13 protein-coding genes are annotated in these 13402 nt (G+C 38.4%); all 13 read left to right on the top strand.

All coding sequences use genetic code 11. The features are described from left to right. Positions 1–43: 43 nt before the first annotated feature. The 13 genes from G592_RS0104535 to G592_RS15655 all read left to right on the top strand — a co-directional run bounded on the left by G592_RS0104535 (position 44) and on the right by G592_RS15655 (position 13390). Positions 44–1114 (top strand): DUF5688 family protein, encoded by a 1071-nt coding sequence (locus G592_RS0104535; RefSeq protein WP_028246765.1) that lies wholly within the window; start codon positions 44–46, stop codon positions 1112–1114. Positions 1115–1147: 33 nt separating this feature from the next. Continuing rightward, complete coding sequence (locus tag G592_RS0104540) at positions 1148–2074, top strand: replication initiator protein A (protein ID WP_028246766.1); 927 nt, start codon at positions 1148–1150, stop codon at positions 2072–2074. Further along, on the top strand, positions 2067–2891 hold the full coding sequence (locus G592_RS0104545; RefSeq protein WP_028246767.1) for a ParA family protein: 825 nt from the start codon (positions 2067–2069) through the stop codon (positions 2889–2891). The genes G592_RS0104540 and G592_RS0104545 overlap by 8 nt, the downstream gene beginning before the upstream one ends. Further along, on the top strand, positions 2848–3780 hold the full coding sequence (locus G592_RS0104550) for a ParB/RepB/Spo0J family partition protein (protein ID WP_028246768.1): 933 nt from the start codon (positions 2848–2850) through the stop codon (positions 3778–3780). Before G592_RS0104545 ends, G592_RS0104550 begins: the two co-directional genes overlap by 44 nt. 12 nt (positions 3781–3792) lie before the next feature. Beyond that, positions 3793–3933 carry a hypothetical protein gene (locus G592_RS17505; protein WP_155942154.1) on the top strand — a complete coding sequence of 47 codons (141 nt, stop codon included), beginning with the start codon at positions 3793–3795 and terminating at the stop codon, positions 3931–3933. A 35-nt stretch (positions 3934–3968) separates the two neighbouring features. After that, entirely contained in the window at positions 3969–4448 is a 480-nt protein-coding gene (locus tag G592_RS0104560; protein ID WP_028246769.1) for a PcfB family protein, read from the top strand. Continuing rightward, entirely contained in the window at positions 4449–6194 is a 1746-nt protein-coding gene (locus tag G592_RS0104565) for a VirD4-like conjugal transfer protein, CD1115 family (RefSeq protein WP_028246770.1), read from the top strand. Positions 6195–6483: 289 nt separating this feature from the next. Then, positions 6484–7230: an N-acetyltransferase gene (locus G592_RS0104570; protein WP_028246771.1), complete on the top strand. Its 747-nt coding sequence runs from the start codon at positions 6484–6486 to the stop codon at positions 7228–7230. Between the two features lie 75 nt (positions 7231–7305). Further along, positions 7306–7947 (top strand): hypothetical protein, encoded by a 642-nt coding sequence (locus tag G592_RS0104575; protein ID WP_028246772.1) that lies wholly within the window; start codon positions 7306–7308, stop codon positions 7945–7947. Between the two features lie 404 nt (positions 7948–8351). After that, entirely contained in the window at positions 8352–8564 is a 213-nt protein-coding gene (locus G592_RS0104580; RefSeq protein ID WP_028246773.1) for a Maff2 family mobile element protein, read from the top strand. A 94-nt stretch (positions 8565–8658) separates the two neighbouring features. After that, positions 8659–9525, top strand: a complete 867-nt coding sequence (locus G592_RS0104585) for a VirB6/TrbL-like conjugal transfer protein, CD1112 family (RefSeq protein WP_028246774.1) — start codon at positions 8659–8661, stop codon at positions 9523–9525. A 14-nt stretch (positions 9526–9539) separates the two neighbouring features. Beyond that, complete coding sequence (locus tag G592_RS0104590) at positions 9540–12062, top strand: VirB4-like conjugal transfer ATPase, CD1110 family (RefSeq protein WP_081660309.1); 2523 nt, start codon at positions 9540–9542, stop codon at positions 12060–12062. Further along, on the top strand, positions 12062–13390 hold the full coding sequence (locus G592_RS15655) for a C40 family peptidase (protein ID WP_051194759.1): 1329 nt from the start codon (positions 12062–12064) through the stop codon (positions 13388–13390). The genes G592_RS0104590 and G592_RS15655 overlap by 1 nt, the downstream gene beginning before the upstream one ends. Positions 13391–13402 lie beyond the last annotated feature (12 nt).

The following is a 13402-nucleotide window of genomic DNA, read 5'->3' on the forward strand; positions in this document are numbered from 1 at the left end:
CACTTATAGACAAAAATGAAATATTCATAAGGAGGTTAGTTGTATGGACTACGAACAGTTCAAAGAGCAGTTCAAAGAAGACCTTAAGAGTAATCTTGAGGCAAAAGGGCATGATATCGCCAGTGTAGATATCGCACCTTCACAGAAGCTTAATCAGGATGGTTATGATGCAATTTCTGTTAAGCTTGAGAATTCCATGATGGGACCTAGTGGTAATTTCTCAAATCTGTTTGCAGCATATGAGAAAACAGATGATTACGACCTGGTTCTGAACCACGCGACAAGGATGATGGATGACGCTATTTCTAACATGCCAAGCTACGATGCAAATCAGCTTACAGATTATGATTTCATCAAGGACAAGTTGGTACTTGAAGCAGTAAATGCTGAAAAGAATGCATCACTTCTTGAGAAGGTTCCTCACAAAGATATGGAGGATATAGCGATTGTATATCGTGTATTGCTTGGACAGTTGGATGATGGAATAGCATCAGTCGTTGTGACAAATGAGATGCTTGATAAGATGGATATTACAAAGGAGCAGCTTCATCAGGATGCTCTTATTTCATCTCCAGAGATTAGACCAGTTGAGGTTAATACTTTATTTGGAACAATTGCAGAGCTTATTCCGGATGCAGGATTTATGATTCAAGCTGACGGGCCAGAAGATCGAATTCTCGTTGGTACAGTGGCAGATAAGCATCATGGAGCTGGTGTTATTGCTTATGAGGGCTTCTTGGATGAGCAGGCAAAAAAGATGGGAGAAGACTTCTATATTATCCCTTGTTCAATCCACGAGGTGCTTTTAGTACCTGAGTCTATGGCTCACGATATAAATGCTCTTAAGGATATGATTTCCGATGTGAATTCATGTGAGGTTCCACCAGAAGACATCCTTTCGGATAATCTATATCACTATGATTCAAAGGAAAAGGTATTTGAGCTGGCAGAGAACTTCAAAGAGCGAATAGCTACAAAGGAGCGTGAGCCTGATAAAGAGGCTGAGAAAGAATCTGCTGTTGGTAAGCTTAAGAAGACCCAGGATAAGGTCAAGGAAGCTCCCCAAAAGGAGCATAAGCCGAAGTCTAAGGATAAAGGCGAAATGGCTATTTAGGCCAAATAAACTTAATACGAAAGGTGAGATGTAATGTCTAAAAAATATTTTTATGGTCGGCGGCAAGCTGACCTTTTTTCATTTGTAAGAATGCCAAAGCTATTGTTTTCAGAGGAGATGTTTGACAAGCTTTCCCTTCAGGCAAAGGTCTTGTATGGTTTCCTTCTGGATAGGATGAGTTTATCTGCAGAGAATGGATGGTTTGATGATGAAGGTAGAGTCTTTGTTTATTACACGGTTGCAGAGGTTGAAAAGAACTTTAAGTGTGGTAACAAAAAGGCCTGCAGTTTCTTCCAGGAGCTTGAGGATTTCGAGCTTATTGAAAAAAAGAGACAGGGATTAAATAAACCAAATCTCATCTATGTATTGGACTTTTCAGAGGAAGTGTCGAACGGACACTTCCGGAAATGTCCAAATGACACTTCTAGAAATGTCGAAAAAACATCTCAAGAAATGTCGTATGAACACTCTAATAATACTGAGTTTAATAAAACTGAGTTTATTGAGACTGAGTCTAGTCATGTCAAGTCTGAGAATGAAGGTGGTGTATGTGAAGGGCAGGACGAGACAGGACTTAAGAAAGATAACTATTCTGCAATCAGAAGTTATGTTGCAAAGCAGATTGGTCTTGAGGCTTTAAGAGTTGATTATCCGGATAACAGTATTGTGAATGAGCTCTATGAGCTGATTGTTGATGTGGTGACTTCTTCTCGCAAAGAGATTGTCATTTGTGGGGATACGAAGCCAATGAGCGTTGTTAAATCACAGTTCATGAAACTGAATATGTTTAACATCGTATTTGTTTTAGACAGGCTTGAGGAAAACAAGCCAAGCATCAGGAACATAAAACAGTATCTGCTTGCAGCTTTGTATAATTCTCTGATGACTACAGAGGCCTATTATCACACTCGTTGTAACAATGAAATTTTTAAGAATGAAGGAGGGCTAAACAATGAGTAAGCCAGTTGTTATGGCATTAGTAAATCAGAAAGGTGGGACTGGGAAAACCCAAAGTACAGAAAATCTTGGGATTGGTCTTGCTGCCGAAGGGAAAAAGGTTTTGCTTATCGATTTGGACCCACAGGGTTCACTTACCATCAGCCTTGGGTATCCAAGAACTGATGAGATACCGGTAACGGTAAAAGACATTATGGGAAAGGTGCTTAATGAGCAGCGGATTGAGCCAGGTGAAGGAATCCTTCACCACAAAGAAGGCGTTGATTTGCTACCAGCAAACATAGAGCTGTCTGGTATGGAATTATCTCTAGTAAACTACATGAGCCGTGAGAAAGTTTTAAAGGAATACATTGATTCCGTAAAAACGAATTACGACTATGTGTTAATTGATTGTATGCCTTCACTTGGAATGCTTACCGTAAATGCGTTAGCAGCTGCAGACCAGCTGGTTATTCCAGTTCAGGCTCAGTATCTTTCTGCTAAAGGTTTGGAGCAGCTTTTACAGACTGTTAGCAAAGTAAGAAGACAGATTAATCCTAAGCTTAAGATTGATGGAATTCTTCTTACCATGGTGGATAACAGAACAAACTATGCTAAGGATATTAGCAATTTGATTCGCGAGACTTATGGAACAAAGCTAAAGGTTTATAAGACTGAGATTCCTCATTCTGTCAGAGCTGCAGAAATCAGTGCTGAAGGAAAAAGCATTTATGCACATGATCCAAAGGGAAAAGTTGCAGATGCATATAGAGAACTTACAAAGGAGGTATTGAAGAATGGCGAAAGAGCGCGCAAACATTCAGCTGAGCAGTTACGATGATATTTTTGGAGGAGCTGTAGATGTGGAAGCAGCTAAGGCACCAGAAGGTGATGTAGTTGTTGAATTACCTCTTACTGATCTGCATGCTTTTGAAGGACATCCCTTCAAGGTAAAAGATGATGAGGATATGGCAAAGACTGTAGAATCGATTCAGGAGTTTGGTGTTTTACAGCCAGCCATCGTAAGACCTGATGGTGATGGTTATGAAATCCTTTCTGGTCACAGAAGACATCATGCCTGTGAGATTGCAGGACTAGAAACTATTCCTTGTATCGTAAGGGATTTGGATGATGATGCAGCTACTATCTTGATGGTAGACAGTAATTTGCAGAGAGAAGAGATTCTTCCTAGTGAAAGAGCCTGGGCTTATAAGATGAAGTTGGATGCTATGAAACATCAGGGAAAGGTAGCTCAATTAACTTCGGACCAAGTTGGTCCGAAGTTGAGCACTGAAATAATTGCGGAAGAAGCTGGTATTTCAAAAACAAATGTTAAGCGATACATTCGTCTGACAAACCTATGTCCAGAACTTCTAGACATGGTAGATGATAAGACAATTGCTTTTAATCCAGCTGTTGAGCTTTCCTTTTTAAATGCTAACCAGCAGAAGGATTTACTAGAAGCTATGGATTATGCTCAGTCCACACCTTCACTTTCTCAGGCGCAGCGAATTAAAAAGCTAGCTCAGGAAAATAAAATAACAGCTGAGGGGATGGGAATTATTCTTTCAGAAGAAAAGAAGCAGGATGTAGACAGGGTTACTCTTAAGAATGATGTGCTTAAGAAGTATTTTCCTAAGAGCTATACTCCACGTCAGATGGAAGATACGATTATCAAGCTATTGGAACAATGGCAAAAGAAACAGAGAAATAAAGATATGTGTTTATAGGAGGATAATCAGATGAGTGGTTATGAAGTGAGCATTAGTTTTGATGATATCGAAGATAAGGAAAAGCGGGATCAGGCAAAGAGGCTGGTAGCATATCAGTCCCTTTTAACAAAAGATACTGATGAAGAAAAGAGAGCAGCTGCCAATAAATAGGTTAGCTGCTATTTTTATGGAAAGGAGGTGAGAGCTTGCAGGAAGAAATTGAGGAGAAAACAGTCCGGCTTGCTATAACAGGTTCAAGACTAACTGTTAATGGAATTATTTCAGCTGTTAGGCTTTATATGCGCCATAGGGCAAATAAAAAGCTTGATAGTATTGATACTCATATTCAGGGTAAACAGTCTATTGATGAGCTTATTAAGCAGAATCAGGGTGTTGCTAGTATGGAGATTGGTGATAAAGGAATCAAAACCTTTGAGAGAATTGCCAAGAAATATGGCGTGGATTTTGCCATTATGAAAGATAAGAATCAGAATCCACCAGTGTATACAGCTTTCTTTAAAGCGAGAGATACAGATGCTTTAGAGGCAGTCATGAATGAGTATGCACAAAAGATGGTTAAGCGAGAACAAAGACCTAGTGTCAGAGAGAAGCTTAAGCGTCTCGTTGAAAAAGTGAAATCGCAACCAAAGAAAACAAGAACAAAGAAAAAGGAGCAGGTTAGATAAATGACAAAACAGCAGAAACGTTTGATTCTGCTGAACGTTCCTTACGTGTTGATGGGACTATTCGCAACAAATCTTGGAGAGGCTTGGAGAATAGCAGAAGGTGCAAATGTTTCGGAAAAGTTTGATGGATTATTTCAATCTCTTCCTATTGCTCTTTCTAACTTTCTCCCTAGCCTTCATCCATTTGATTTGATGGTCGGTATTGTTATTGGTGTTGTGATGAAGGTTGTTGTGATAATGAAGGGGAAGAATGCTAAGAAATATCGCCATGGTGCGGAGTATGGAACAGCACGATGGGGAAATCAGCAGGACATAGGGCCTTTCGAGGCTCCAAAGTTTGAGGATAATATCATCCTCACCCAAACAGAGCGACTGATGATGAGCAGTCGCCCTAAACAACCAAAATATGCAAGAAATAAAAATGTATGCATCACTGGTGGTTCAGGTTCAGGTAAAACAAGATTCTTTTTGCTGCCGAACCTACTACAGATGCATTCCAGCTATGTTGTTACTGATCCAAAGGGAGATGTAGTTATTAAATGTGGTAAGACGCTTTTAAAGCATGGCTATAGATTGAAGATATTTAATACAATCAATTTTAATAAGAGTATGCACTACAATCCTTTCGAGTATATTCATACAGAAAAAGATATCTTAAAGCTGGTAAATGCTCTTATTACTAATACAAAAGGCGATGGCAAGTCAGGTGACGAGTTCTGGACCAAGGCAGAAACCCTGCTTTATTCAGCACTTATTGGTTATATCCATTATGAGGCTCCTGAAGAGGAACAGAACTTTAGCACTCTCTTAGATTTTCTGAATGCATCAGAAGTCAGAGAAGATGATGAAGATTTTGAGAATCCAGTAGACATTATGTTTAATGAGCTGGAGAAAAAGGATCCTGAACATTTCGCTGTTAGGCAATATAAGAAATATAAGTTAGCAGCTGGAAAGACAGCTAAATCTATTCTTATTTCATGTGGTGCCAGACTAGCTCCATTTGATATTAAGGAGCTACGTGAGATTACAGAATATGATGAACTTCAGCTTGATACCTTAGGTGATCAAAAGACTGCCTTGTTCCTCATCATGAGTGATACAGATGCTACATTCAATTTCTTGATTTCACTGATTTACACTCAGCTTTTCAATTTGCTTTGTGAGAAAGCTGATGATGTTTATGGTGGCAAACTGCCTATTCATGTACGTTGCCTTATAGATGAGACAGCAAACATCGGTCAGATTCCAAACCTAGAGAAGCTGGTAGCTACAATCCGAAGCCGTGAGATTAGTGCTTGCCTATTTCTACAAGCCAAATCCCAGCTGAAAGCAATCTATAAAGACCACTGTGACACAATCATAGGTAATATGGATTCACAGTTGTTTTTAGGAGGTTCTGAGCCTACTACGCTGAAGGACTTAAGCCAGGCATTAGGTAAAGAAACTATTGATATGTATAACACTGGAGAAAGCAGAGGTAACAATCCTTCGTTTTCAACCAACTATCAAAAGGCTGGTAAAGACCTAATGACTATGGATGAGCTTGCAGTGCTTGATGGAGATAAATGCATCTTGCAGCTTCGTGGTGTAAGACCATTTTTGTCGGACAAATATGATGTCACTCAACATCCACTGTACCAGGAGACTGGAGAATATGATCCTAGAAATAACTTAGATATTGAGAAGTATCTTAGGAGTGGATTAAAGGTCAAAAGTGGAGAAATGTTTGATGTGGTGAAGATGTAATGGTATGGCGGTTGGCGCAGGCTTGCCGCCAAAATATAAAAAATTATCTATTTTGATTGTATTAAAATTGCTATACTTTATGTTGTAACTAATTAAATATGATGAGAACTCATTTATACGTAAATTCTCCAAACTGTTTTGAGGATATTTTTTCAAGTGCCCGCATTGGAAGAATTATAAGATAAATGTGTTTATCGAAATGAAAGCGCTATTAGGCGGAATTATGCTCTACTTAATAGTTCTTCTACAAATCGGAATTTTTAGAGGCAAATTATTGAAAGGAGCGGTCATGGAATATGTTCATGTAACAAAAGATAACCTCGAAGAGGAGCATATTTGCTGCGCGATATCAAATAATAAGGATGTTCAGGTTTCTTCTAAGAAGGCATGGCTTTCGGAGCGGTTTGATGAAGGACTTGTTTTCCTAAAGAGCGTAGAGCGCGGAAAGTGCTTTATCGAATATATCCCGGCGGAAAACGCATGGATTCCGATAGAGGCAGATGGATATATGTACATTGACTGTCTTTGGGTGTCCGGGGCTTTCAAAGGACATGGATATTCTACTGATCTACTTACTGCCTGCATCGAGGATACTAAGGAAAAAGGGAAAAAAGGGCTTTGTATTCTTTGCGCTTCAAAGAAGAAACCGTTTCTGGCTGATCCGAAGTTTCTGAAGTACAAAGGATTTGTCGTGAGCGATGAAGCTGATAATGGGATTCAGCTTTGGTATATGCCATTCGATAAAAATGCAAAAGCTCCGGTGTTTAAGGAATGTGCAAAACATCCGCATATAGAAGAGAAGGGATATGTTCTGTACTATACGAATCAGTGCCCGTTCAATGCAAAATATGTCCCGGTTTTGGAGCAGACGGCAAAAGAAAATGGTATTGCATTCAAGGCAATACATCTTGAAAGCAAAGAAGAAGCACAAAATGCACCGACACCGATTACGAATTATGCGTTGTTCCATGATGGAGAGTATGTTACAAACGAGCAAATGAACGATAAGAAATTCTTAAAACTTACAGGAAAGTGATATTCGTATTAACCGGAATACAATGTAGACCGACAAATCGGAGTTTGTTAAGCTTGATAAATGAAGGGATAATTGATGGCAAAAAATAACAAAAAAGTAACTAACATATTTGAGGTTATTAGTAGATTACCTGATGTGGAATTTAAACATTCATTTATTCCACCACTATTTTTATTGTGCGGATTTATACCATTCATCATAGATGGAATTGTTAATAAGTTTTTTATAGTATTAACTATATGTATATTTATTTTATGTCCTTTTATTATGCTTATTTCTTTATTTGAAAAAGAAAAGGAATACAAACACATCAAAATGTTGATGGTATTTGAGAGCGAATTGATAGTAGTTTTAACAATTACTATAAACTTATTAATCTATTATATTTTTGCTAATCTGTTGATTAACATAGCAATCACATTGCTTTTCATCGCATTAAGAATATTTAAAATTTATCGACTTGAGAAAAAAATAGAGGAAAGAACATATGGATATAATATGGATGGAAAGGTTAACTTATCCATTATTGGATTGGCGAGTTATATCGGTGCTAGATGCGGAATCTCAGCAAATAATGCCACAAATCCAGCAATTAAAAGCGCCTATTTTCTATTAATTTTGTTATTAATTGGAAATGTCCTTTTGATTTTATTTGCTGTGGATCCAATTGTTGCTTTTAGGATTAAGCTTAGAGAGAAAAATAAAGCGGTGAATTAATGGCAGAACCAAGATTTAGTGATGAATACTTCCAGAAAGCCATTCTATGCTATGAGGTTAGAAGCAATTAATCTGCTAATAGTATTTGACATAAACCATTAGATTGGATTCAATTTATTGTGTAAAATAATTAGAATATTTCTGCTAAACAACTTCAGGTTTGTCGAACTGAATATGAACCTTACATAGACCAGCGATTCTGGGGACGCCCAGATTCTCTGGTCTATTATTATGCCCAAAATCAGGTGCGCAGGATTAGGGTGTGAGACGTAACTATAAACTATATTTTTTAAAAGAAAGGAAAATTCGGAAGCTCGCTGCTTCCGAATGAAGGTGAAAAGATGATGGAGAGATTCCGGATGAAGGACAATGGATGATGGTGAGTTTTCGAACCAGGTATCAAAATGGCATTTTTTAATTCAGGTGTAGACGTAATGGGAACTTTAGTAACAGCAATCGGCGCAGGCCTTGGAGTTTGGGGCGCTGTAAACCTTCTTGAAGGATATGGCAATGACAATCCAGGCGCTAAGTCGCAGGGAATGAAGCAGTTTATGAGTGGTGGTGGAATCATCCTCATTGGTGTTAAGCTCATTCCACTCCTTGCAGGCTTGTTCTAAAGCTGGTATTAGAGTTTAATATTGAACCTGAAATTGGGGTTGGCGGCTTAATGAGCTGTCAGCTCCTTTTATGTTAAAGACGAAAGGAAGACATATGGATATAATATTTGATTCAATGGCTGACTATATGAAAAGTAAGCTGATTGATGGAATTATGTGGTGTCTAACAGGTCTTTTTGATGGTGTAAATGCAGAAGTAGCTAAAGTGACTGGTCAGGTATCAACAGGGCCAGCAACATTTATCGATGGAGTTTACCCTCTAATTAAATCGACTTCAGAAACGGCGTTAATGCCTATTGCGGGAATGATTCTAACGTTTATTGCGAGTTATGAGCTGATACAGCTTGTGGTGGCTCATAATAATCTGGCAAATTTTGAAACATGGATTTTTATGAAATGGCTGATTAAGACTTTTGTAGCGGTGATGGCAATAACACATTGCTTTGAATTTACAATGGCTATCTTTGATGTGACTACTCATGTAACATCACAGGCAGGAAGCTTTATTACTAATTCAACAGAAGTAACGTCATTTCAGCTGGCGACATTGAGAAGCACACTTGAAGGAATGAGTGTGGGTGAGATTTTACCTCTGTATGCAGAAGTTACTGCTTTGGCTGCAGGCTTCAAGATAATCCAGCTTATTATATTCGTTGTTATCTATGGACGAATGATAGAAATCTATTTGCTAGTTAGTATGGCTCCAATTCCATTTTCAACATTTGGAAATAAGGAGCAGAGCCATATTGGACAGAATTACGTTAGAAGCTTGTTAGCTATTGGATTCCAAGGTTTTCTGATTTTAATTGTTGTTGGTATATACGCAGTATTGATTCAGAACATCACTATTTCTGATGATATCGCTGGCACAATGTGGGGAGTACTTGGTTACAACATACTTCTTGTATTTAGCTTGTTTAAGACAGGCACTCTATCAAAAAGAATATTTTCAGCACAATAAAAGAAAGGATAGATATGGCAGTAAATGTAAAAGTCCCCAGCGATTTAACCAGGATAAAAGAAAAGGTTGCTTTTGGACTAACAAAAAGGCAGGTGATTTGCTTTTCTCTTGCTGCGCTTATAGGTATTCCAACATTTTTCTTGATAAAGAAGATTGCTACAGATATAAGCGTTCCAACGTTTGCGATGATGGCGGTTATGATGCCGCTATTTTTTGTGGCTATGTTTGAGAAAAATGGAGATACAGTAGAGCTGATTATGCAGCGAGCAATAGAGTTTAAGTTCAAGAAGAATCAGGAAACTGTTTTGTATGACAGAATGTATAGAAACGGGATATGCCTTACAGATGGAGACCTATATACAAAAACAATAGAGTTCTCTGATATCAATTATAAGCTGGCATCCGATGAACAAAAAGAGATTATTATGGATCAGTGGAAGACATTCCTAAATTACTTTGATACTTCTGTAGAATTTGAAATCACCTTTGCTAACGTATATGCGAATGCGAAGGATTTGGAAGAAAAGCTGAAGGTAAAGACCACAGGAGATAAGCTGGATGAGCTCAGAAAAGAGTATTCTAAGATGCTCCTGCAAAACAAGGGGTGCCTGGATGATGTGCTTATAAAGAAGAGATATCTAACTTTTGGTATTAGAGCCGAGTCTGTAAAGGAAGCTAAAAGCAGACTGGCAAAGATTGAAGATAAGGTGATTGATAACTTTGAGCAGATGGGGGTAGGTGCAAAGATACTAGATGGAGAAAAACGAATAGCGATTCTTGCACAGATGAACCTAGAGAACAATTCTCTAGAAAAGAAGATTGATTATCCATCGAAGAGTATCTTTAAGAAACCAGAGTATTTTGGTCAGGTAAGTTGCTTTTCTTATGATGCTCCAGAGATTTCAGATCAGTTTATTGAGAATCTACTGAATTTGGATTGTCAGCAGTTCATTAGCATTCATCTACAGTCTGTTAATCAGAATGAGGCTATTAGAGGCGTTAAAAGAAAGATAACAGATATTGATTCGAATAAGATTGATGAACAGAAAAAGGCTGTTAAAGGTGGCTATGACATGGACTTGATTCCAAATGACCTTAATCTATTTGGAAAAGATGCCAGCTCAATGCTTTCTAATCTGCAGAGTCAGAATGAGCGAATGTTCCACATGACGTTCCTGTTAATGACAACAGGTAAAACTAAGGAAAGTCTTAAGAACAATGTGAAACAGCAAAAGAGCATAGCTCAGCAGTTCAGCTGTGAGACCTATCCACTGGATTACAGGCAGGAGAAAGCACTTAAGAGCGTAATGCCGCTGGGCATTGATTTAATCAAAAAGTACAGGAAGGTAACTACTTCATCTGTAGCTATATTCATTCCATTTAGAATACCAGAGCTATTTAAGGAAGATGAGAATGATTTGTATTATGGTAGAAATGCTCTTACAGGTGAGCTGATATTTGCTGATAGAAAGAAGAACAATAACCCTAATGGTATGTTCTTTGGAAAGCCAGGTTCAGGTAAGTCTCTTGCAGCTAAAAGAGAGATTGCTAACGTGGTGCTATCAAGTGATGATGACATCATTATCAGTGATCCGGAAAGAGAGTATACGCCACTGGTAGAACTGTTTGATGGGCAGGTAATTCACATCAGCCAAAAGTCTACTCAATATATTAACCCTATGGATATTAATGATAACTATGCTGATGGTGAGGATGCAGTATCACTTAAGGCAGAGTTCTTGTTATCTTTATGTGAGCTTATCCTTAATCAGCGCAATGGCTTGACGGGTATACAGAAGACCATCATAGATAGATGCATCAGAAATGTATATGCCAAGTACTATGAGAATCCAATACCAGAGCGTATGCCCCTATTAGAAGACCTCTATAAGGAGCTTATGGCCCAATCTGAGCCAGAGGCGATAGAGGTAGCAACATCATTAGAGCTTTATGTAAAAGGCTCTCTAAACGTCTTTAATCATCGTACCAATGTAAATATTAACAACAGAATAGTGTGCTATGACATCAAGGATTTAGGTAAGCAGCTTAAGAAGGTAGGTATGCTTATTGTTCATGATCAGGTATGGGGAAGAGTCACTATGAATCGTGACATAGGAAAGACCACCCGTTACTACATGGATGAGTTCCATTTGCTTTTAAAGGATGAGCAGACAGCAGCCTATAGCGTAGAAATCTATAAGCGATTTAGAAAGTGGGGAGGTATCCCTACAGCCTTAACGCAGAATGTAAAAGATGTACTCTCCAGTCCAGAGATTAGTAATATCTTTGAAAACTGTGAGTTTGTCTACATGCTTAATCAGGGCTCTGAGGATAAGCAAATCCTGGCGGAAAGTCTTGGAATCAGTGAAGCTCAGCTTAAGTATGTAACCAATGCTCCTTCAGGTAGAGGATTGATGTTTTGTGGAAGTGTAGTTCTTCCATTTAAGGATAACTTCCCTAAGGACAATATGCTCTATCAGTATCTGACTACTAAGCCAGAGGAGCTTGCAGCCATTAAGCAGAGGGGAGGTATGTAATGTATGCATACAATCAGGATGAAAACGTAGGTGGAGATGCGCTGGATTATGGCCTGTCTGCAGCAAGTGAGACTCATGAGCTAACAAAAAAGATGATTAGAAAGAGAATCAAGAGGGCTCAGATTCAAAAAGAACAGGCTAAAGCTGCAACAGAAGCTACTAAACAGTCATCTAAAGCAACTGCGGAGGTTTCAAAAAAAGCTGCTGAAGAAGCAGCGAAGATTGCAAAAGAATTGTTTGATGCAGCTCGTAAGGCTATCCAGACTATTATAGAGTTTTTGATAGAAAATCCAGTTGTGCTTGTAGCGATTATAGTTATTGTAGCGTTATTTCTTGTGTTTCAAGCTTTTAAAGTGGAAATACTTACAATGTTTGGCTCAATGAGTGAAACTACTGTTGCAGGAACCTACACAGCCTACGATGAAGATATCATTGGCGTAAACTCTGATTACAATAAGTTGGAGAAAGAGTTAAGGAAAACAATAAACAATACGGAAACAGATTTTCCTGGATACGATGAATATGAATATCAGCTCGAAGAGATTGGTCATAATCCCTACGAGCTGATTTCTTATTTAACAGCTGTTTATGAGAACTTTACTAGGCGCGGTATGAAGGAAGTAATAAAAGAGTTATTTAATTTACAGTACAACCTTTCATATAGTTCCAGAGAAGAGACCAGGTATAGGACTGTTACCAAGTATGGTATAGAGAATGGTGAAGTCTATTCCTACCAGGAAATAGAAAGTTATACAGTAAGCATTCTCACAGTAAAGCTTAATAACAGAGGGCTTGGAAAAGTAATCGAAGGAAAGCCACTAACAGAAGTTCAAAGAGCCAGATACAATGTGCTTCTAGAAACAAAAGGAAATAAGCCAGATTTATTTGAAGACCTATATACAGATGTAGAGATTCCAGAGGATTTAGAAGTTCCTCCAGAAGCTTTAACGGATCAGACTTTTGCGGCAATGATAGCAGAAGGAGAAAAGTACCTGGGGAGAGCCTACGTATGGGGAGGCAGTAGTCCAAGTACAGGATTTGATTGTAGTGGATTTGTATGTTGGGTATTAAATCATTCTGGCTGGAGTGTAGGAAGAACAGATTGTAATGGTCTTAAAGCTAAATGCACTGTGGTTTCTGCAGAGGAAGCAAAGCCTGGAGATTTGATTTTCTTTAAAGGAACTCAAAGGAACAAAGCAGGAGCTACTCATGTAGGGATTTATTGTGGAGATGGAATAATGCTTCATTGCGGCAACCCAATTCAATACACATCTATTAATACCAACTACTATAAAAAACACTTTTTATGCTATGGCAGGCTGCCATAGGTGAAGGAGGAT

This window comes from Pseudobutyrivibrio ruminis CF1b (genome assembly GCF_000424005.1).
In the GTDB taxonomy this organism is placed as follows: Bacteria; Bacillota; Clostridia; order Lachnospirales; family Lachnospiraceae; genus Pseudobutyrivibrio; species Pseudobutyrivibrio ruminis_C.